Annotated in this window: 17 protein-coding genes and 2 pseudogenes; 13 read left to right on the top strand and 6 right to left on the bottom strand. The window is 29.5% G+C overall.

Translation table 11 applies throughout. From position 1 onward, the window contains the following. The first annotated feature begins 33 nt into the window (after window positions 1-33). The gene (gene dnaG, locus L8X24_RS06125) at window positions 34-1,818 is read left to right on the top strand and encodes a DNA primase (protein ID WP_318529563.1); all 1,785 of its coding nucleotides are present in this window, start codon (window positions 34-36) and stop codon (window positions 1,816-1,818) included. Between the two features lie 65 nt (window positions 1,819-1,883). Continuing rightward, window positions 1,884-2,867 (top strand): ATP-binding protein, encoded by a 984-nt coding sequence (locus L8X24_RS06120; protein ID WP_263664056.1) that lies wholly within the window; start codon window positions 1,884-1,886, stop codon window positions 2,865-2,867. Window positions 2,868-2,890: 23 nt separating this feature from the next. On the opposite strand, the pseudogene L8X24_RS08010 reads toward L8X24_RS06120, so the two are convergent. The 4 genes and pseudogenes from L8X24_RS08010 to L8X24_RS06105 form a co-directional block, all read right to left on the bottom strand. Further along, window positions 2,891-3,271, bottom strand: a pseudogene (locus tag L8X24_RS08010) (methyl-accepting chemotaxis protein); the annotation flags it as partial. A 1,068-nt stretch (window positions 3,272-4,339) separates the two neighbouring features. Beyond that, a pseudogene (locus tag L8X24_RS08005) lies at window positions 4,340-4,972 on the bottom strand (hypothetical protein); the annotation flags it as partial. A gap of 195 nt (window positions 4,973-5,167) precedes the next feature. Further along, window positions 5,168-7,372: a penicillin-binding protein 1C gene (gene pbpC / locus L8X24_RS06110; RefSeq protein WP_263664052.1), complete on the bottom strand. Its 2,205-nt coding sequence runs from the start codon at window positions 7,370-7,372 to the stop codon at window positions 5,168-5,170. After that, window positions 7,369-12,651: an MG2 domain-containing protein gene (locus L8X24_RS06105; RefSeq protein ID WP_263664051.1), complete on the bottom strand. Its 5,283-nt coding sequence runs from the start codon at window positions 12,649-12,651 to the stop codon at window positions 7,369-7,371. The genes pbpC and L8X24_RS06105 overlap by 4 nt, the downstream gene beginning before the upstream one ends. Window positions 12,652-12,751: 100 nt before the next feature. On the opposite strand from L8X24_RS06105, the gene L8X24_RS06100 reads away from it, so the two are divergent. Both L8X24_RS06100 and L8X24_RS06095 read left to right on the top strand, forming a co-directional pair. After that, entirely contained in the window at window positions 12,752-13,114 is a 363-nt protein-coding gene (locus L8X24_RS06100) for a hypothetical protein (protein WP_263664050.1), read from the top strand. Window positions 13,115-13,145: 31 nt separating this feature from the next. Then, a complete protein-coding gene (locus L8X24_RS06095) occupies window positions 13,146-13,460 on the top strand; it encodes a hypothetical protein (protein ID WP_263664049.1) in 315 nt (104 codons plus the stop codon). Here the strand turns inward: L8X24_RS06095 and L8X24_RS06090 are convergent. Next, entirely contained in the window at window positions 13,457-15,328 is a 1,872-nt protein-coding gene (locus L8X24_RS06090; RefSeq protein ID WP_263664048.1) for a mechanosensitive ion channel family protein, read from the bottom strand. The genes L8X24_RS06095 and L8X24_RS06090 overlap by 4 nt on opposite strands. After that, window positions 15,325-15,963 (bottom strand): carbonic anhydrase, encoded by a 639-nt coding sequence (locus tag L8X24_RS06085; RefSeq protein WP_263664047.1) that lies wholly within the window; start codon window positions 15,961-15,963, stop codon window positions 15,325-15,327. The genes L8X24_RS06090 and L8X24_RS06085 overlap by 4 nt, the downstream gene beginning before the upstream one ends. 160 nt (window positions 15,964-16,123) lie before the next feature. Between L8X24_RS06085 and L8X24_RS06080 the strand changes: the two genes are divergently transcribed. From L8X24_RS06080 to L8X24_RS06040, 9 genes are all read left to right on the top strand, one after another. After that, the gene (locus L8X24_RS06080; protein WP_263664046.1) at window positions 16,124-16,825 is read left to right on the top strand and encodes a Bax inhibitor-1/YccA family protein; all 702 of its coding nucleotides are present in this window, start codon (window positions 16,124-16,126) and stop codon (window positions 16,823-16,825) included. Between the two features lie 102 nt (window positions 16,826-16,927). Then, window positions 16,928-17,272: a preprotein translocase subunit SecG gene (secG, locus tag L8X24_RS06075; RefSeq protein WP_012662194.1), complete on the top strand. Its 345-nt coding sequence runs from the start codon at window positions 16,928-16,930 to the stop codon at window positions 17,270-17,272. A gap of 12 nt (window positions 17,273-17,284) precedes the next feature. Further along, the gene (gene frr, locus L8X24_RS06070) at window positions 17,285-17,842 is read left to right on the top strand and encodes a ribosome recycling factor (protein WP_039668941.1); all 558 of its coding nucleotides are present in this window, start codon (window positions 17,285-17,287) and stop codon (window positions 17,840-17,842) included. 2 nt (window positions 17,843-17,844) lie between these two features. Beyond that, entirely contained in the window at window positions 17,845-18,453 is a 609-nt protein-coding gene (gene pyrE, locus L8X24_RS06065) for an orotate phosphoribosyltransferase (RefSeq protein WP_263664045.1), read from the top strand. Further along, on the top strand, window positions 18,453-18,869 hold the full coding sequence (locus L8X24_RS06060) for an RDD family protein (RefSeq protein ID WP_263664044.1): 417 nt from the start codon (window positions 18,453-18,455) through the stop codon (window positions 18,867-18,869). The genes pyrE and L8X24_RS06060 overlap by 1 nt, the downstream gene beginning before the upstream one ends. After that, on the top strand, window positions 18,866-19,888 hold the full coding sequence (locus L8X24_RS06055; RefSeq protein WP_263664043.1) for a ribonucleotide-diphosphate reductase subunit beta: 1,023 nt from the start codon (window positions 18,866-18,868) through the stop codon (window positions 19,886-19,888). Before L8X24_RS06060 ends, L8X24_RS06055 begins: the two co-directional genes overlap by 4 nt. A 124-nt stretch (window positions 19,889-20,012) precedes the next feature. Then, window positions 20,013-20,180 (top strand): hypothetical protein, encoded by a 168-nt coding sequence (locus L8X24_RS06050; protein ID WP_039619427.1) that lies wholly within the window; start codon window positions 20,013-20,015, stop codon window positions 20,178-20,180. Between the two features lie 10 nt (window positions 20,181-20,190). Next, a complete protein-coding gene (locus L8X24_RS06045; RefSeq protein ID WP_263664042.1) occupies window positions 20,191-21,708 on the top strand; it encodes a disulfide bond formation protein B in 1,518 nt (505 codons plus the stop codon). Between the two features lie 90 nt (window positions 21,709-21,798). Beyond that, window positions 21,799-22,428 carry a protein-L-isoaspartate(D-aspartate) O-methyltransferase gene (locus tag L8X24_RS06040; RefSeq protein ID WP_263664091.1) on the top strand — a complete coding sequence of 210 codons (630 nt, stop codon included), beginning with the start codon at window positions 21,799-21,801 and terminating at the stop codon, window positions 22,426-22,428. The last annotated feature ends 94 nt before the right edge of the window (window positions 22,429-22,522 follow it).

Below are 22,522 nucleotides of genomic sequence, written 5' to 3'. Positions count from 1 at the left end.
AAATGCTTATATAATTTTCTTTAAGGTTTAAAGATGATAGAACAAGCAAGTATAGAACAACTTTTACAAAAAACAGATATTGTTGATATCATAGCTCATTATGTTGAAGTAAAAAAACAAGGCTCAAGCTATGTTTGCGTTTGTCCTTTTCATGATGATAAAAATCCTAGTATGCATATTAATTCTATTAAAGGATTTTATCATTGTTTTGCATGCAAGGCTGGGGGTAATGTTTTTAAATTTGTAATGGATTATGAGAAATTAAACTTTGTTGAAGCGGTGGAAAAAGTTGCTTCATGGAGTAATTTTTCACTTACTTATACCTCGCAAAAACAAGATAATAAAAAATCCATCATTCATATCTTGCCTACTCTTAATGCTTTTTATAAACAAAACCTAGCTAAAAACAAAGAAGCTTTAGCTTATCTTTATAAAAGAGGCTTAAATGATGAGGATATTAGAACCTTTGAACTAGGCTTTGCGCCAAGTTCCAATGAAACACTAAGACTGCTACAAAATGAGCAAATCACTCAAGAAGAAGCTTTAGAGGTAGGTGCGATAAAACAAAATGAAAATGGTGCTTATGCAAGTTTTATCAACCGCATTACTTTTAGCATTTATGATCATAAAAATTTGCTTATAGGCTTTGGTGGTAGAACTTTAGATGAAACAAATATGGCAAAATACGTTAATTCTCCCCAAAGCAAACTTTTTGATAAATCACGCGTTTTTTATGCACTCAATTTAGCAAAAGATGCCATTTATAAACAAAAAGAAATGATAATTTGTGAGGGCTATATGGATGCTATAGCCTTTCATAAAACAGGATTTAAAAATGCTGTAGCGGTTTTGGGAACAGCTTTGGGTGAAAATCACATACCTTTAATAAAAAGATTAGAAGCAAGGGTAATTTTATGTTTTGACAATGACAATGCAGGACTTAATGCAGCTGTGCGTTCGGCATATTTGCTAAGTTTAGCGAAAATTGATGGAAAAGTAGTCTTAATAGAAGGTGGAAAAGATCCGGCTGAACTTGTAGCAAGCCATCAAGAAAAATTACTTTTTAATATTTTAGAAAAAGGCATAGAGCTTGGAGAATTTTATATAAGAAGCTTGATTGCAAGTTGTGATTTAAACTCAGCACTTAGCAAACAAAAGGCTTTAGAAGAGGTGCAAAAATACACTTTTAACCTTGAACCTTTAATAGCAAATTCTTACACTACTTTAGTAGCAAATCTTTTGGGTGTAAATATTAATGATATTAAACTTTCTAAAAATACAAGAAAAATAAGCTTCATTAATCCTATAAAACAAAGTAAAATCAACAATATAAGCGAGTTAGAGCTTTTGAAATTTTTATATGAAAATAATGAAACCATAGGGCTTTTTAAGCTTTTAAGTACAAAAGAATATTTTTTACACCAAGACATTACTAAAGCTATTTTAGAGCAAAAAAACTTTGAAAATCCTAGTATAAGAGAGCTTTATGAATTTGAAAATATCAAAAATTTAAGCAATTTAGAAGAATTTTTATATGCTATTTGTAAGATCAACCTTGCATATTTTAATAAATTAAAAAGTTTAAATTTAAAACAAGCCTTTAAAAAACAAATTTATAATTTACTCAATCAAAATTTAGAAAAAATCAAAAAAAGCTATCAAAATGATGAAGTTTTTTTTAATCACTTGATAGAAGTTTTAAAAAGCGTGCATTTTTTAGATGATGAGGAAAGTTTGGAATTATTTTTAAATAGACTACAAAAAAACATCAAAGATAAAAAAGCAATTCATTATAACTTTGAAGAAGAAGTTTTTTAAATAAAAACTTGCGCAAAAATTAAAAAATATTCATTACAATATGCCAAAAATTTCGAAAGGAAAAAATGAAAGCATTAGCACTTTTTAGCGGCGGGCTTGATTCTATGCTTGCTATAAAACTCATAAGCTCTCAAGATATAGAAGTAAAAGCTTTAAATATAAACATAGGCTTTGGTGGCACAAGCGATAAAAGCGAACTCATGGCAAAACGCGCTGCTATGGCAGGGGCTAGTTTTGAAATGATAGATGTAAGAAATGCATATTTGCAAGAAGTTTTATTTAACCCTCAATATGGATATGGAAAGCATTTTAATCCTTGTATAGATTGTCATGCTTTTATGTTTAAAACTGCTCTTTCAATGTTAAAAGATGAAAATGCAAGTTTTATCATCACAGGAGAAGTAGTTGGTCAACGCCCAATGAGCCAAAGAAATGATGCTATGGCCAAGGTTAAAAAACTAGCACTTGATGAAGAAGATTTAATCTTGCGTCCAATGTGTGCTAAAAATTTACCTTTAACCAAACCTGAGCGTGAAGGTTGGGTTGATAGAGAAAAGTTAGAAAACATAAGTGGAAGAAGCAGAAAAAGACAACTTGAACTAGCTGCCAAATTTGGTTTTGAAGATTTTGAAAGTCCAGGCGGTGGATGTTTGCTTACACTTGAGAGCTTTTCTAATAAAATCAAAGATTTCATTAAATTTGATAAAGATATGCAAGTTAATGACGCTCAACTTTTAAAATACGGACGCCACTTAAGACTTCCAAATGGCTCTAAAATGATAGTAGGTAGAAATGAGCTAGAAAATCAATTTTTAAAAGAATTAAAAACTCAAAAATACGAAGAATTAAGACTTTTTGATTTAATAGGTGCTTATTCTTTGGTGGATGAAAACATCAATCCACAAGATCTTGAACTTGCTCTAAGCATAGCACTAACTTATGCTAAAACTCAAAATAATACAAAATACAAAATAGGCTTTAAAGATAAAATTTTCCAAAGCATGGCTTTTGAAGATAAAAATAAAATTCAAGAATATTTTATAAATTAAACTACCCTTTAAAGGGTAGTTTTTTAGAATTTCTTTCTTCTAACCTCTGCTACAATATCAGCTGACATAGAATCAACTTCATTAGCTACAGAATTAGTCGCATGAGCAATTTGTGAGTTTTCTTTAGTTAAACCATCAATTACTGAAACAGATTGATTAATTTGTGAAATTCCTAAAGCTTGCTCTTTAATACTCTCACCCATTTCATTAATAGATTGAACTAAGATATTAGTATTAGCTTCTATTTCACCTAAAGACTTTTGAGTTCTTTCTGCTAGATTTCTAACTTCATCTGCAACAACAGCAAAGCCACGTCCATGTTCACCAGCACGTGCTGCTTCAATAGCTGCATTTAATGCAAGTAGGTTAATTTGATCAGCAATATCTCTAATAACATCGGTTACATCTTTAATATCACTACTTTGTTTAATAACCTCTTCAGTTCTTGCTGCTACTGCATTCATAGAAGCACTCATCTCTTCAACTGCAGCGGCACTTTCTTGTAAAGAATCGGCTTGTTTTTGCGCACCATCATTAAGTTTTAAAACACTCTCTTTTAAAGCATCAGCTTTAGTTTGAAGCATTTCACCTTGACTTAATGAAGCTTGAAGCATTTTTCTAATCTCTGCGCCTACTGCATTAAGTGATTTTTCTATCTCACCTTCTGCATTTTCAAGCTTATCGGAAAAATCAAGATTTTTAAAACTTGCAAAAACTCTTTCTATTTCATTTAAATCCCTACCTATTTTTAATTCCATATCCTCAAGCATTTTGTTTAATACTTCTTTTAATTCTACAAGTTTTGGATTTACAGGATTTGCCTCTATTCTTTGAGTGAAATATCCTTTTTCTATTTCACAAGAAACTTCTAAAATATTTTGCACAGTAATGTCATCTTTTTCCAAGCAAGTTTGAATATACTGGACATTATCATTAATCACACCAGCCATTTTGCCTATTTCATCATTATATCTAGGTTTTAAAACTTCTACTGTTGCAACCTCATGATTTAGGTATCTAAAAAATTTCATTAAATGACTTTGAAGTCTTTGTACTCTAACAGAAACAATTCTTTTTACAGAAATACTGATTGCAATCACGATAAAAATAACCGCTATAACAGAACTTACCAAGATGATATTTCTAAGATCTACGATTGGTGCATACACAGATTCATTAGGCACAACAGCCAACATAGCCCAATGAATTCCAGTATTTGGCCACACTTCAAACACCCTTATAGCTCCATGATATTCACTACCATCATCTGCTATATAATCAATAGCTTCTGCGTGGATAGTTTTTTGAGCTTCTATCACATGAGCTGCATTTTTATTAACATCCGTAATTTTCTTAGTTACAAAATCTGCATTTGGATGTGTAGCTATGACACCATTGCTTGCTATTAAAATCCTTCTTGCTCCTTGATAAATTGATCTTGATGGATCATTTAAAAAATCTGCAATAGGTTTAAGATCATAAAGCATACCAACAACACCTATTGCCTTGCCTTCTTTATTTACAATAGGTGCAGCTACATTAAGTCCTAAAAATTTATTACCTTGGATGTTGTACCATCTTGGTTCACCAAAATAAAGCTTATCACCACCCATTAAATTTTTAATAGCTTGTGTTGAAGCTATTTCTTCACTTGCTGCTATAGTTTGCATACCGCCAGCATTATTTGCGTCATTATCTTTCATCAAAATCATAAATTCATTATTATTTGTAAAGTATTTTGTATCAACGCCTAAATTTTTATATACAGAACCATCTTGCAAATAATAATAACCATAAGCCACATCACGGTTTGCATCAATAGCCTCCCCTAGAATATTTTCTATCCTTTTTGGGTTTATAGCACCTTCTGAAATAAGATTGTTTAATGTTCTTTGAGTACCAATAGCACTTACAAATAAAGACTTGATACTTGCTTCAGCTTGATTTCCATAGCGATGTACAGAAGCTGTAAGTGTATTTTCTATCTGCGTGTTTAAAATAGCAGTAGATCTGTTAATAATAAGCAAAGACAAAGCACTCAAAATTAAAATAACAGTAATAATTGCCACGAAGACAATTTTTGCACCAAGACTCCAATTTCGCATTTTCTCTCCTTAGATATTAAGTGGTAAAATATTCTTGTTATTATAAATAATTTTTATTAAAAAAATATAAAAAATTATTTTATTTTTATTTATTTTATAAGAATTATAATTACTTTTATTTTTTATCGCTTAAAATACTATAAAATAGGGGGGGGGGATAATGGATTTTTAGTTAGTATTTTTTACTATTTATATTTAAAATATATTAAAAGTTACAAAATCACTTTGTCCATTTTCACTAATAATATTAAGAGTATATTTACCTTTTTTTAAATTTAAGGCCAAAGATTCTTCCTTACTTTCGAAAATTAGCTCTTGATTTAAATACCAAAAAAGCTTTTCTTTTCTAGGATTTGTAAGCTTTATTAATAATTTTTGTGAACCTTTTAAATCTTTTGGTAAAATGATATTAAGATTATTTAATGGATAAATAATTTTTAAATTTTTATTATAATTTTGCAAATTTTGCCTTTCTTTTGCAAAAAACGCTTGTGCATTAGAAGGTAAATTTAATATAATCTTTTTCTTTGCATGGATGAAATTTTCATCTAAAGAATCAACTTCTTTGTTTTTATACATAAAAACTTCTTTTAAAAATGGCGAAGTCCTTAAAACATTTGCACTTTGTGGGTAAAGTACCTCTTTAAAATCAAATTTATAATCATATCTATACCCTGTTTGATTTTCAATTTTGATAGTAACCAAATCACTAGGTTTTTCAAATTCTAAATTAACTCCCTCAAGTAAAGCTAAAAGCTCAAAAAACAGTTCTCCTGCTATACTCACACCATATAAATTTGCATTTGCTTCACCATTAAAATTTCCAACCCATACTCCTAAAGTGTATTTTGGAGAAGTTCCTATAGCCCAAGCATCTTTTCTCCCATAACTTGTGCCTGTTTTCCAAGAAATGATGGTATTAAAATCATATTGTCTTAAACCTGCTCTATCTAAATCCTCTAAGGTTTGTAAGGTTAAAAAGCTTGCTCCATCACTAATAAGCTTTTTATCTTCTTTAGTAAATGCATTTTCTTCATATAAAAGTTCTTTAAAATTTCCATAATTTCCAAGCCCTAGATAAATTTTTACCATATCTTCTAAACTCAATTCTTTTGTGCCTAAAATCAAAGAAAGTCCGTATTTTTTAAAATTTTCATCTTCAAAATCTAAAATATCTTTGAGTTTATAAAAAAACTTCTCATACCCATATTCTGCAAGCAAGCTTACAAAAGGAATGTTAAGTGATTTTTGTAAAGATTCTTTTGCACTAACAAAACCATGATATTTTTTATTTGCATTTTGTGGGGCAAAATTAGAAAAAAATGTAGGCACATCAAGCATTAAAGATTCAGGTACCATAAGCCCCTCATCTATGGCAAAAGCAAAAAGTAAAGGTTTTAAGGTTGAGCCCACACTACGCTTTGCTATCACTCCATCAACTTGACCAAAACTTGCAAAATCATAAAAATCATTAGAACCTACATAAGCTAAAACTTTATTTGTTTTGGTATCTGCTAATAATATGGCTAAATTTTTTATACCCTTTTGTTCTAATTTATAAGAATATTCTTTGGCTTTTTCTTCAAATTTGATTTGAATTTTTTTATCTATACTAGAAACAATTTTTTCTTTATCAGTTAAAAGTCTACGCGCTAAATGCGGAGCCAAGTTTTTCCTTGTTTTAAAACTAGGAAGTTTTTCAGCCTTTGCAAGAGTTAAAATATCTTTAGAAAAATATCCCTTTTCAAAAAGCCTATCAAGCAAAGCATTGCGTTTTTTTAAAAGTTTATCTTTGTTTTTTTCAAGATTAATCAAACCTGGATTATTAGGAAGCACAGCAAGCAAGGCTGCTTCACTCCAAGTAAGATCTTTTAAATCTTTTTCAAAATAAAACAAACCCGCACTTGCAACACCTACTAAATTTCCTCCATACGGGGCGTTGTTTAAATAAAGCTTTAGAATTTCATCTTTTTCATAAGAACTTTCTAAAGCAAAAGCTTTGATGATTTCATTAAATTTATTAAAATATGTACGTTTATTTTGCTCTAGAAGCTTGATTGTTTGCATAGAAATTGTACTTGCACCACTTCTTTTACTTGAAAAAAGATTATTTTTAAAAGCTCTTATAAGTGCTAAAAAATCTACTCCATAATGAGAATAAAAATTTTTATCTTCATATAAAATAACTGCACTTTTTAATTTTTGTGGTATAAAACCACTCTCTAAGTGCCATTGTTCATTAGCATCTAAAAATACACTAAGAATTTCTTTGTTTTTATCAAGTAAAACCTTGCTATAAGTGCCTTTAAATAAATCCTTGCTATCAAAACTAAAATAAACTAAGCCTATGTAAAAACATAGGCTTAAAAAGCATATCGCAAGGCTTATTTTGATTTTCACTGCACTACTTTGACTCTTTTACTCTCACTTAAAGCTTTATAAGCATTATCATACATTGCTTCAGCATAAGCTCCACTCAAAGTATAAACACCTGGAGTAACAGCACTTAATTTCACAAAAAATTCTCTTGATTCATCAGAATATAAAGGAAAGAAATACATGATTTTATCATCTCTTATATCGACAAAGTCATAATAAGAATTTTTCACAAAATCAGGAGTTTCATCATCTAAAAGATCATGCACTATCTCCCATCCACTTGGTAAAATTTGAGTTAAAGCTATATTAGAAGCGCCTGGATAATTTTTATTTGATATTTTTAATTTCATATAAAAAATTTGAGAACTTTTTATAACACTTTCATCTATTTCATTTCCATTTTCATCATAAAAACTTCTTTCTATATACATACGCTGCGCAAAAGGCTCGGCAATACCTTTTTTAATACCCTCTACTCCAAAATGTACATAAGTATCTTCTTTAGCTTCTATCAAAGCGCTGCCTTGATTAAACTCAAATTTAGAAAAAGTTGTATTGAGCTTTTTATCCTCGCCATTAATTTTTACTCTTGCATTGATAGTTTTAGAGTTTTCATCACTAAAACTATTTGCCAAAGCATATAAAGCATAACCTGTGCTTTGAGTGCTAAGCCAAGCTTGGCTTTCTAAAGTTTTTTTAATATCATCTAACAATTCATCATTATCTTTACCATAGATTATTTTATACGCATTTGCAATAATAGCTTCATCTCTTAGAAAAGATCCATAGGTGTGAGTATAATTAGCTTTTTCATCAGGCTTTGTGCTTAAATTTTTAGCTATATTTAAAGCTACCTCATCAAAACCTGCTAATTTATAAGCTGCACTAAGTTGCCAAAGACTTGTATTGTTTAAGCTTTGTAAATAAGCATTATCTTCATAAATGGCATTCATTATGCTTAAATTTGGCTCTTTAGCTAAGGCTAAAAGATATAAAGAATTTATTCTTATTTCTTTATTTGTTTGAGCTTTTAAAACATAGCGTTTTTGATAATCAAGCCATGCTTTAAACATACCCTCACTCACATAATAGCCTCTTTCTTTAGCCAAAATCATAAACATACCCGCATAATTACTTCCCCAAGCATCAGAATCTTTAAGTCCTTGCCAATAAGCAAAGCCGCCATTAGCAGTTTGGAAATTTGCGTATTTGCTTAACAATGCATTAATATTGTTAATATTTTTTTGCTCATTTGCCCCTTGATCAAGTTTTTGTAAAAAAAGTTGTGGTAAAACTGCTGAAGTGCTTTGCTCTATACATCCATAAGGATAATTTTGCAGGTATTTTAATCTATGATTTATATTTAAAATAGGCTTAGAACTCACACTTAAAAACGCCACTGGATTAATATAATCTTGTGTGATTTTAAACTCCATAGAAGTATTTGCAGGAATTTTAAAAGATTTACCCTCATAAGTAATGGTATTTAGCGCTTTTATATCAATTTGCGTATTTTGAGTATAGGTGTAATCTTTTGCATTTAAACTTAACTCTATTTCTTCTACTCCAAGCTTGTTTGAATTTACTTTTGCATTAACATAAATATCTTTGCTTTTTTCATTACCAAAGTCAATTAAAATTTCATCTTTTTCAAAATTTATGAGTGAATTTTTTGTTTTTAGTTTAAGTTTTGCATTTTTTACATCATCTACTTTAAATACTTGCACCAAAAACTTAAACTCATCATCAAGCCTTAAAGCCCTTGGCAAAGTTTCAAGCATTACAGCAGGTGCGCTAACTTGGATATCTTTAGAAGCACTACCAAAACCTGCTAAGTTGTTTGCCACTACCATAACTCTAACCGAACCTAAGTATGATGGTATATTAAATTTTAATTTTGCATAACCATTTTCATCACTTTGTGCTGGCTCTTGAAACAACACAACAGGTTTAAAGCGTCTTGCTTTTTCATCATTTTTGCTTTTATTTGCTCTACTTTCTAAGAAAACATCACCACCCGTAGTTAATACCTTAGAAGCATTAGAAATATTTTTAGCAATGATTTTATCATAGGTATCATATATGCTCATATTAAAGCGAATTTTTTGATAAAAATATTCCCAAATATCTGGGGTTTTAAAAGCATTCACATCAAGCAAGCCCTCATCTACAATAGCTACAGTATAAGTATAACTTTGCTTGTTTTTACTTTGAATTTCTACTTCAAAATCTTGTTTTGGCATGATTTTATCCGGTACTTTTAAATCAAGTTCAATTTTACTTTGCTCATCTACTACATTTAAAGGCACCACACCAAAAAGTCTTAAGGCTCTATCATTGGTATATTGATCATAATCTTGAAGTAAAATCACGCTCACATAAACATTTGGCATATATTCTTTAAGAATAGGAATTTCAACCTTTGTAATATCTTCATGCGTATCTATCACAAAACGTTTTAAAACCTTTGCATTATCATTTAAAGTAACAATGGCTTTTGCACCCTTAACACTTTCAAATTCTATAAAAGCTGTTTCATTTGGCTTGTATTCTTTTTTATCACTTTTTATTTTTAAAGAACTCACTATATCAGCATTACTTGGCGCACCAAAACTACTAATATAAAAAAACTCTCCTGTGCTTGTTTTACTTTGTACATCTTCAAGTTCTATGAACATTTCACCATGATATTCTTTTGGATCAAATTCTATTTTAACCGGTTTATCCTTACTTAAAATACTTCCTTGAGTAATGATTTGTGTGTTTTTATCTTTTTTGAGTGATTTTAAAAAATCATCATAATTATCATAATCCCACCACCAAGAATAATCATTTGCATAAATAGTATATTTAATTTCCCTATTTGCTATCAAATTCTCATCTAAATCACTTACAATGGCTTCAAAATTGATAATAGAACCTGAGCTTAAATAGTGATTTTTTAAACGCTTAATACCTACAAAATACTCATGCAATATTACTTGTGAATTTACAAGTGCTTCAACCGATCTTGAACCTTTTTCAAAAACCCTAGCCCTTATGCTAGCTTCTAAATTATATGGGGTATTTTTTAAAAAGTCATTTAAAATAAATTCTTGCTTTGTAAAGCCATTTTCATCTAACATACCTTTTAAATTATCTTGATATTTTTGTACTAAAACACTAGGATTTGAAAAAATATATTCTGGGTATTTTAAATTTTTATATTCTTTTTTACTTACAAATAAATCAGCTTGATATTGTAAATTACTTGCTGGTGTTCCAAAAAGATATTTTGAGCTAATATTAAAATCTAATTTTTCATTTTCTTTTATACTTTTTGGAGCTTGCATGGATACTTTTATACGATTTGGCACTATATTTTGCACTAAAATTTCTTTATCAAAAACCATATTTGCAAATTCTACTCTAGCTAAATACACTCCACTTAAAGCTTGTTGATCGAGTGAAATCTTTTTATAAAAAGTTCCATTACTTAAAGGTTCAAGCTTGATTTTATCCAAAAGCTTTTTATTGCGTGGGTCAAAAAAACTTAAAAATATAGGATGATTAACAACTCCTTTATCATTTCTTGCAACCATAGTTAAATGGATATCATCACCTGGTCTATAAACCCCTCTTTCTGTGTAAATAAATACTTTATTTTGAGAAGTTAAATCAAAACCATCAACATCAAAACCATCATATAATAAAGGTGAACTCAAGCGCAAGATAGAAGCTTGTTTATCTTTTGAAGCAATGATAAATAAAGCTTTTGATTCATCAATATCATCAAAAACAGCCAAACCATTATCATCACTCATTTTAGAAGCTAAAACTTGGTTGCTTTTGCTAATAACATCAACCTTAACCCCACCTAAAGCCTTTTGCGTGGTAAAATCTCTCACATCTACAAAAAGCTTTTTATTTAAATTTTGAGCAATCAAAGCTATATCTGAAAAAATTAAGTTCTTGCTTACTTTTGCTTTTTGGTTAAAAAATCTATATTTTTTCCAACTCTCCATTCCCTCATCAAAAACATAATCAACATCTTCTTCTTTAAAATAAAGCTTGACTATAAACACACCGCTTAAATCTTTTAAACCATCTAACACTATCTCATTTTCTTGCCATTGATTTTTGGTATTTTTTATATCAAAGTCTTTTTTTAACACTATTTCACTAGTATAATCACTCTCTGAAAAAATATCACTATCATAATCGCTTAAATTTTTAGCACCTTGAAGATTTTTATATCTTAAATATTCACTTAAGTTATTTGAAAATACTTGATAAACTTCCAAACGAACCTTTTTAATATTCATACTCTTAAAAGCTATTTTTTTACTCGCCTTGCTAGATAAAAACACTCCTTGATTTGTAAAACTTATAGCAGGCTCATAGTCTTTTAAACTTACTTGAGTTTTGTAATTTTCTTTTGTGCTAATTCCATCAGCGCTTTTAATCCCTTGAGCAAGTTGAATTTCATAAGTTTTATTTGGGGAAAAATTACCTGTAAGCTTGATTTTATTTCCAAAAGCTAATGCCTTAAAATCTACTTCTGGGGTAATAAAAATCAATTCTTTTAAATTCTGATCTTGTGAAATATTTTGAGAAAAAAGCAATTCTATGTTTTTATTAACTATATTTGCATTTTGAAAAACAAATTCGCTCTTTGCAAGCAAAATATACTCTAAATCTATATTTTTCTCTAAACCTAAAATTTCTTTATCAAAAACTACTTTTACATTAGTATTAGTATTTTTGATACTTAGTGCTTTAGAATATATACTTGCTATATCACCTTGGATGATGATTTTATCTATTTGAATTTCTTTTTCTTGTGCAGTAATTTTAATAGCTTTTAACAATTCATCTTTATTAAGAGTATAAAAACTTTGAATATTTAAAAGCAATACACTCTCATCATTTGAAATATTTTGAAAATATCCTTTAATATCTAGTTTTTCAAAAGGAGTTTGGACTTTTAATTGCACTTTTTCATTTGCTAAAATATCATTTAAATCTATAAAAATATCATATGCTTGATTTGCTTTTAAAGCTGTAAAAATATTTAATCTTGTGGGTGTTTCAAGCTCATATTTTACTTTTGTCTTTTGATTATTAACAATAATTTCTCTTTCTTTTATAATGCCTATTTCTTGATTAATAATATTAGTATTAAACTCTATAAAAATACTTTGCGTGTTTTCATTAAAACCATAAGCTCTTATAGCAGAGCTTTTATCTTCATTTTTAGAACAAGCAAACAATAAACTTGCAAGCAAAAATGCAAAAAAACAATGTAAAAACCCTCTCATAAATACCTCGTTTTAGTAAATTTTTTAAATTATATCTAAATTCACTCTTGCTTCACTCAAAAAATTATATAATTCTTGCATAAAAAATAAAGGAGAAAAAATGAAAAAGAAAATCGCTACATTATTAACAGTTTTAGGTCTTTCAAGTCTTGCTTATGCAGATGGAATTTATGGAGTGATAGTAGATGTAAATGATGGTGCAAAAACTATTTTAATTGACACCACTTACGGTCAAAAAATGAATGTAAAAATTCTACCAAATACTGAAATTGATATGGATGATTGTGGTATTTTTGGTATGGATAAATACGGCACTTTTAGAGATTTAAAAGTAGGAACTTTTATAGAAGCTGAAGTTTTCCATGGCTATGCTCAAACAACACCAAATCCACAAACACCAAATCAAGTTCAAAATATAACTGCTAAAGAAATCAAAATCGAATGCAAAAAAAGAGCTTATTAAGCAAAATAACTCCTAAAAAGGAGTTATTTTAATGCGTTTTTTTCTTATACTAGTTTGCATTAGCACTTTTGCATTTGCTTATAAAGTTCAAGGCATCTTAAAAAATACCACCGCTCACACAATAAGCATTCAAACAAGTTTTGATAATAATTTAATCATCACAATTTTACCCCAAACACGTATTGATGTTTATGGTTGTGGAATTTTTGGAAGCAATAAAAAACAAGCTAATGTACAAGATTTAAAAAAAGGAAGCCTTGTTAAAATTAAAGGCAGTAAAAATGGAAGTATTATCATCGCTGAAAAAATTATAGTTGAATGCGATGATCAAAGACGAGCTTATTAAGATAATAGCTCTTCTTTGTCTTCTTTATTGATTTTTTCTATATAAAGACTTTGCGAAGGAAAAGCAAAGCTGAGTTTATTTCTTTCAACAATTTTCATTAACTCAAGCAAAATACTTTGTCTTGCCTCTCTAAAACCACCTGCATCTACTGCTTTGGTATAAAAATACACTTCTATATCAATAGAACTTGCGCCAAAACCACTCACAGCCACATAAGTGTTATTTTTATACCCTTCTAAGTCATTTACTGAAACTAAATTTTGTCTGTATCTAGCGCGTGTTCCGCCATGATTTAACGCACTATCATCAACTTGGGCTATCAAAGGACTAGTAGCTAATAAATATCTTATATCTTCTACACATTGTTCAAGTTGCTCAGGTCTTGCATCATAAGTGACACCGATAAATAATTTTACATGGCGTCCTATTTTTCTTTTGCTCCAATTTTTTATATTTGTTCCCATGATGGTTGAGTTTGGTAAAAATACTAAAGAATTATCAAAAGTTCTAATAGTGGTTTTTCTAAGTCCAATTTCTACTATGGTTCCTTCTATACCTGAAATTTCCACCCAATCGCCTTGATTAAAACTATTATCAAAAAGCAAAAGCACAGAAGCAAAGAAATTTGCGATAATATCCTTAGCTGCTAATGCCACCGCCAAACCACCAATACCTAAAGACGCAATTAATGCTGAAATATTAAATCCTAAATGCGCTAAAACAAATAAAACAGCTATTACTATAATGATAAAATATAAAATTTTAATGATCAAATTAACCACTTCACGCTTACCACTTTTTTCAGCAAGCTTTGCAACAATCACCATGCCATAACTATCAAAGATATTTATCACAAGCCAAGCAGTTAAAATAACATAAGCAATAGATAAAATATTGCTAATTCTTATATCAACAGGTGCAGGATAGTAAAAAATAGTAAAACAAATTCCTATAGCATAAGCAAATAAAAACCAACCCACTGGCCCTTGAAGTTTTTCTAGAAAATGAGTTTTTATCTCCATATTAGCTGAATTTTTTCCAAACAAACGTATGAGTATAAAATATAAAATCTTCGCTAGATAAAACTTCAAAGAATAAAAAAAGACAATTACAGCGATAGAAATAACTATTTTTCCAAGATTTACGCTACTAATAGAAGTTTGTTCATTAATATAATTAATTGCATTTTGCAAGCCTAAACCTGTAAATAAAAAATTAGTTTCAAGCAAACTAGCATTGTTTCTTAGATAAACTAAAATTTCATTATAAGATTTTATAGCATTTCTTAAATTATTTTCATTGATTTCTAAGGTTCTAAGCTGAGCAATATCATTAATTTTTTCTTTATCTAAGGTAAAATTAAAAACCATATCTTCTTTAAGCACATCAATACTTTTATCAATAATGCTTCTTATAGTCTGACTTTGTGCTCCTTCGATAAAAACTTTTTCTAATTCAAAGATACATAGGTAAAAATGTTCTGCAGAGGTTAAATTTAAAAGTTTAATTTTATTATCCACATAATCATAATATCTTTTCTTAGCTTGAGCATTTTCAACACTTTTTTGCAAAGCATTTTTAGTTTGTAAAAAGTCTTTTGCCTCTTTATCATCAATTTTTTGAGATACCATTTTTAAAGGTAAAGTAGTTAAAATTGCAGCTTTTTGTTTTTCTATTTCTTTAATATTATCTTGAAATTCACTGCTATTTGTATCGCTATTTTTAAAGCTTTCTAAAAGTAAATTTAGCTCTATGTAATTTTGTACTAGGGCAAAAATACTATTTTTATCCTCTAAAGCGTTTTTTTCTTGTGCATATAAAGCATTAACAAACAAAAAAAGCAAAATAATACTAAAAATCTTTTTCATGGTTTTCTCGCTCTCTCTTGAATTAAAACAAAATTTTCAAAATTAAAATCATACTCATAAATTTCACCCGTTTCTATGATGTAATACCAAGCATGGAGTTCAATTTCTTTTTTATTTAAAGCTTCTTCAACGCCTGGATAAGTTAATAAATTTTGCAAAGAATTTACCAAATTCATTTTTTCAGTCATCCAAGAACGCATAGCTAAATCACTACCTGCAATCTTTAAAACCTTATTTTTTATAGGCTCAAGCAAAGTAAGCCATTTTTTGACATTAGGCATATTTTTTAAATCATTTTCGTTTGCATATAAAGCCGCGCAGCCTCCGCAATTACTATGACCGCAAACTATAATATTTTTTATATGTAAAGAATTAAAAGCATATTCAATAGCTGAAGTAGTTGCTAAAAAATCATCCCCGACTCTATAAGGTGGAACGATATTGCCTATATTTCTTACAACAAAAAGCTCGCCTGGACCTGTATTAGTGATTAAGTTTGGTATCACTCTTGAATCAGCACAACCTATAAAAAGCGTATGAGGATTTTGCTTGTTTTTTAAACTTTCAAAAAGCTCTGCATGCTCTTTAAAATCTTCTTGCATAAATTTTAAAGCACCATCGATCAAGTCTTTCAAGAATAGTCCTTTTTTGTATTTTAACAAGACATTATACTAAAATTATTTTTACTTAAACCAAATCAATAAATTTATTTTTTGTTATATTTTTATGTAGTTTTAATCTTTCATTTATCTTTTTTTTGTAAATTTTGGTTTTAAAAATTATTGGAGGATTTTAATGAGTCTTTATGATAGAGATTATTCTAACTCTAAAACTCAAGAATTTGAAGGTTATGCTAGAAGTGATTTAAGCATTTTTATAAAACAAACTTATCAGCTTTTTGCTGCTTCATTATTAGCTGCAACAGCGGGCGCTTACATAGGAATTTTTGCTCTAGCGCATTTATTTGCACAATCTCAAGCAACTTTTTGGATTTTATTTGTTGTTGAAATTGGTTTATTGTTTGCATTACAATGGAAAAAAAGAGAAGCTCCGCTTAATTTAATTTTACTTTTTGCCTTTACTTTTGTTTCAGGGCTTACTTTAACACCACTTTTATATTCAGTTTTAGCACTTCCTGCAGGGGCTAGCATCATCGCTCAAGCTTTTGCTTTAACAACAGTAGCTTTTGGTGCTTTAAGTGTATTTGCTATGAATACAAAAAGAGATTTTACTATGATGGGAAAAATGCTTTTTATAGCTTTAATCGTTATCGTAGTAGCTTCTTTAATTAATCTATTTTTCCAAAGCTCACTTGTAAGCTTAGCTATTTCTGGTATTGGTGCGATTTTATTTTCTTTTTACATCCTTTATGATACTCAAAACATCATTAGAGGAAACTATGAAACACCAATCGAAGGTGCGGTTGCACTTTATCTTGATTTTATCAACCTTTTCATCTCTCTTCTTAATATTTTAAGAAGCTTTAATAGCAGATAAAAATTTGCGAGATTATTTCTCGCAAATTTTCTTTACCTCTTTCAAGTTTTTATCAAACTTTTTAAGTTAAAATACTCATTTTATTTTCAATAAGGAAAATTCATGACTACTCTTTTAATTATTTTGCAATTTGCAATTGTTGTAATTATTTGTATTGCAGTTTTATTACAAAAAAGTTCAAGCATAGGACTTGGAGCTTATAGTGGAAGTAATGAAAGTTTATTTGGAGCAAAAGGTCCTGCGGGATTTTTGGCTAAATTTACTTTTGTAATGGGTGTTTTACTTATTGCTAATACAATTGCCCTTAGCTATATGTATAATAATGCTAACTCTAACTCACTTGCTGAAAAAGCAGAACAAATTTTACCAAAAGCGCCTGAGACAAATACAACTAACATTCCAGTTGCACCAAGTGCCCCAATTAGCGAAAGTAACACTAGCAAATAAAAAGGATAAACCATGCTAAATGAAATTTATACCAAGCAAAAACAACAATCAGATAAAAGTTTAGAGGCCTTAAAAAAAGATTTTACCACTATAAGAACTGGTAAAGTAAATATCAACATACTTGATCATATTCATGTTGATTATTATGGTAGTGCAACCCCACTTAATCAAGTAGCAACAGTTTTAGCAACCGATGCTTCAACCATAAGCATTACTCCTTGGGAAAAATCAATGCTAAAAGCTATAGAAAGTGCCATAGCTGCAGCAAATATAGGAGTAAATCCAAACAATGATGGTGAAAGTGTGAAATTATTCTTTCCACCTATGACAAGAGAACAAAGAGAAGAAAATGCTAAAAATGCCAAAGCTATGGGAGAAAAGGCTAAAGTAGCCATTAGAAACATTAGAAAAGACGCAAATGATGCAGTTAAAAAACTAGAAAAAGATAAAGCAATTTCAGAAGATGAAGCCAAAAAAGCTTATGATGAGGTTCAAAAACAAACTGATAATTACACAGCAAAAGTAGATGAATTAGTTAAAAATAAAGAAGCAGAACTTTTAAAGGTTTGATAATGAACTTAGAACAAATTTATAAAGATTGTGGAGCATACCTACAAGGACATTTCTTGCTTAGCTCAGGGAAACACTCTGAGTTTTACCTTCAAAGTGCTAAAGTTTTAGAAAATCCAAAACTAGCAGGTGAGCTTTGTGAAGAGCTTGCAAAAGTTATTGCTAGTTTTAACATCGAATTTGATAGCATTTGTTCTCCTGCCTTGGGTGGAATTTTAGCAGGTTATGAGCTTGCTAGAGCTTGCAATAAACGCTTTATTTTCACTGAGCGCGTAGAAGGAGTGATGAGTCTTAGACGTGGTTTTGAAGTAAAAAAAGGCGAAAAATTTATCGTTTGTGAAGATATTATTACAACAGGTGGTTCTGCACTTGAGAGTGCAAAAATCATCGAAAGCTTAGGTGGGGAAGTAGTAGGCTTTGCAGCTTTAGCAAATCGTGGTTTTTGTGCGGTAAAAAATTTAAACAACCCTAGAAAAGAAAATGCAAAACTGCCTGCAAATTTACCACTTTTTGCACTAGGAAATTTCGAATTTGATATTTATGAAGCAAATGCTTGTCCACTTTGTGAAAAAGGCACCAAAGCTATCAAACCTGGTAGTCGTGGAAACTAATGAAAACTAAAGCAAAAATAGCTACTCGCTTTTTAAGATTTAAAGCTTTTTTGATTGATCTATTTTTGCTTTATGTGCCTGTTTTATATTTATTTTATTTTACACTTGGCTCTAAAGAAGCCTTTTTAAACAATCAACTTATAATTTTTTTATGCTCTTTGCTTTTTGGGCTTATACAGGCCTTATTTTTAGCAAAAAAAGCTCAAAGTCCTGGACTTAAAGCTTATGATTTATATTTAATTGATCTTAAAAATGGCCAAAAACTTAATTTTTTTAGAATACTCTTACGCTATATAATTTTTATCGTAAGTTTTGGTTTATTGATTGGGTTTTTGGTAAGTTTTTTAAGAAAAGATACTTTGGCTTTGCATGATATTTTAAGCCAAAGTGTTATTGTCACAAAGGTAGAAAAATGAATAGAAAAAGAATTTATAATCCAAAATCAAATGAAACTTTAAATGATAGAAAAGTATTTAATGGTAATCCTCATGGGATTTTAAATTTTACTAAAGCAAAATACACTTGGGCTTTAAAGCTTTGGGATTTAATGGAGGCAAATACTTGGTTTCCAAAAGAAGTAGATACAACCAAAGATGCACTTGATTATCGCTGTAATCTAACCGTAGCAGAAAAAAGAATGTATGATTTAGTTTGGTCTCAACTTATCTCAATGGATAGTTTTCAAACAAACAATCTTGCTGATAATATCAATCCTTACATCACAGCGCCTGAAATCAATGCAGTTTTAGCAAGACAAGCTTATGAAGAAGCAAATCACTCAAAATCTTATGCAGTAATGGTTGAAGCAATCTGTGAAAATACAGACTTAATTTACGAAATGGAAAAACATGATGAAACTTTAAGAGAAAAAAATGATTTCATTTCAAGCATTTATGAAGAATTAGCTGGCGAAGTAGATGATAACAAACTCTTACTTGCAATGGTAGCAAATCAAATCTTAGAAGGAGTGTATTTTTATAGTGGTTTTACTGCTATTTATGCTTTAGCGCGCGCAGGGAAAATGCTAGGATCAGCACAAATGATACGCTTTATACAAAGAGATGAGATTACACATTTGCTATTATTTCAAAATATGATTAATTCTGTGCGCAAAGAAAGACCTGATTTATTTAATGATACCAATGTAAATAAAATCTATGATATGTTTAAAAAAGCAGGTGAACTTGAAATTAAATGGGGTAAATACATCACTCAAAATCAAATCATGGGCTTTACAGATGATATTATAGAAGAATATATTCATTATCTTGTTGATCAAAGACTAATTGCAATTAATCTTGATAAAATCTATAATGCAAAACATCCTATTAAATGGGTAGATGATTTTTCTAAATTTAATGATCAAAAGAGTAATTTCTTTGAAAGCAAGGTTACAAATTACTCCAAAGGAAGCTTAAGTTTTGATGACTTCTAAGTCTCAAAACTACTCATTTTTTTATACTTTTTAAATCAAATCTCTTTTTCAGTTTAATATTTTATTTTTATTTATTCTAATATAGTAAAATCGGCGGTTTTTATTTTATTTTAAAGGGGAAATGATGGAGTTTTTAGAACTTTTGTTAATCTTTATCGCCATAGTCCTCATGATAGTTAAACCAGAAAAAGAAAAATTAGCTTTTTCTATACTTGTAATTTCATGGGCTATTATGGTATTTGACTATTTAGGTCGTAAATCAGGCGCAATCTTAGGCCTAATGAATCTATAAGGTGGCAAATATGTGTGATATTAACAAAACTAAATTCTTTTATTTTTTAATGTGCTTAGCAGGCTTTTTGGTTATTTTATTACCTGTTGGAATTGCAAATTTAATCTTTGGCTATATGCTAGGTGATAGCCCTTGTACTTCTTGCTGGGGTCAAAGAGAATCAATGATTTTCATCGGCGTAGCGGCTTTATTTGTTGTACGTTATGGTATGAAAGGTAAATTTTTAGCTTTCCTTTTAATCGCAACAGCTTTTGGTTTATGGCAATCATTTAATCATATAAGCGGCCATGCACACCGTGATCTTGATCAAGGTTTTGGTTTACCTATTTTTGGTTTACATACTTATTTTTGGGCTGAAGTGGTATTTTGGGCTGTAGTTTTACTACTTGGTGTTATTTTTGCCTTTGCTCCAAAATTTGGTTCTTTTGAAAAAGAAATGGAAGGAGCTAGCTTTAGAAAATTAACTAAATTTAATCTAGCTGCTATGGTTATTGTTGCTTTTATTGTAGCTTCAAATGTATTCCAAGCTTTTGTAAGTACTGGTCCTATCCCATATAGCGGACAAGGCGATCCAGTTCGTTTTAGTTTAAATCCAAAATACATCATTTGGGATGATTCAGGTTGGAGCAAAAGCTGGAAAAGCATTTCTTTTTTAGGAAAACGCGATGTTAAAGAACCTGACTTTGCTTTTGCGCCTGCTAGTGAAAAACTAGGTATTCAATTTGATAATAATATTAGCAATGCTCCATTTGCAAGTATTGATGAAAATCTAAAAATAACAAATGAAACAAAAATTGATTTTCCTAAAGCTATCAATACACTTGATTATATCAATGGGGAATATGTTGCAAGTTCAAAATGGGAAGTATTTTTCCTAGATAATAATTTTAGCACTAAAGTTGATTTTGTTTTAGATCCATATTTTTCAGCTACAATCAACCCTATCATAGGAATTATCCCTTATCTAGACAATAAATACATCTTAATGGGTTCTAATAAAACTTTCTTAAGATTTGCTCAAAATCCTAATGCAAATGAGGCTTTACAATATGCTGACTTTATGAAAGGGGCAAATAATTTCGAAGGTCAAGGCAAAGATCTTGGTCGTGGTAGAATTGATACAGTTAGAGCTAAATTCCATCACATACTAAGCACAACTACTGATGGAAAATATATGTATACAGCAACTGTTCCAAACAATAAAGACACTAAAACTTTTGTAATTTCTAAAATTTCTTTAGCAGATAGAGTTCTTTCAGCTGAATTTACTCCTAAAGCTGATCTAAAGGAAGGGAAAACACTAGGTGATCTTTATGTAACTTCAATGGCATTTAAAGATGGTAAAATTTATGCATTAAGTAAAAAACATAATGTTATTGCTGTAATTGATCTAGACAAAGAAGAAGTTGTAAAAACTATTTCTTATCCAGAAAATATAACTAATGCAAGAAGTTTATTCTTTAAAGATGGCAAAATGCACATCTTATCTTATCAAGATGGATCAAACATCCTTTATACACTTGATTAATCTTAAGGCGTTTTTACGCCTTAAGGATTTTAAAGCTAGATAAATAAAATTTAAGATAAAATAACACTTTTTATCAAGGGGTGCTTATTGATTCATATATTTGAACAAAAACAATGTCAAACTATGGCAGAAGAAATTCGCAAAAATACTTTCATCAATGAAGAATTATTTGAAGCTTTTTGTTCCACTCCAAGAGAAATTTTTTCACCTTTAAAAATGCATGCTTATAGACTTGATGCACTTCCTTTAATGGGTAATCAATGGATAAGCTCACCTTTAACCGTAGCTAAAATGACTATGGCACTTGATTTTAAAGATGCTGATAGTGTTTTAGAAATAGGTTGTGGTAGCGGGTATCAAGCTGCGATTTTAAGCAAACTTATTAGAAGAGTTTTTACCATAGAGCGCATTGAAAAACTTGCAATTAGCGCTATAGAAAAATTTAAAAAACTAAACTATGCTAATATCCATGTAAAATTTGATGATGGACAAAATGGTTGGAAAAATTATGCACCTTATGATAGAATTTTACTCTCAGCTTATATAGAGCATATTCCAAATGTATTGTTTGATCAACTTGAAAACAATGGAATTTTAGTAGCTCCTTTACTCATAGGAAATCAACAATTTATCACTAAATTTACAAAAAAAGATGGCGAGATTAGTAAAGAAGTTTTAGATGAATGTCTTTTTGTGCCTATTAAAGATGGTAAAGAATAATCTTGCTAATTTTTAAGATAAATATTTAATTTTAATATAATTATTTTTAAACATAAGCTTTTTATAGGGGATGTTCTTTTATAATTATGCTAAA

This window comes from Campylobacter sp. CNRCH_2015_0814, from assembly GCF_025772765.1.
In the GTDB taxonomy this organism is placed as follows: domain Bacteria; phylum Campylobacterota; class Campylobacteria; order Campylobacterales; family Campylobacteraceae; genus Campylobacter_D.
The sequence above is the reverse complement of the archived record's forward strand: the minus strand, read 5'-3'. Positions and strand labels throughout refer to the sequence as shown.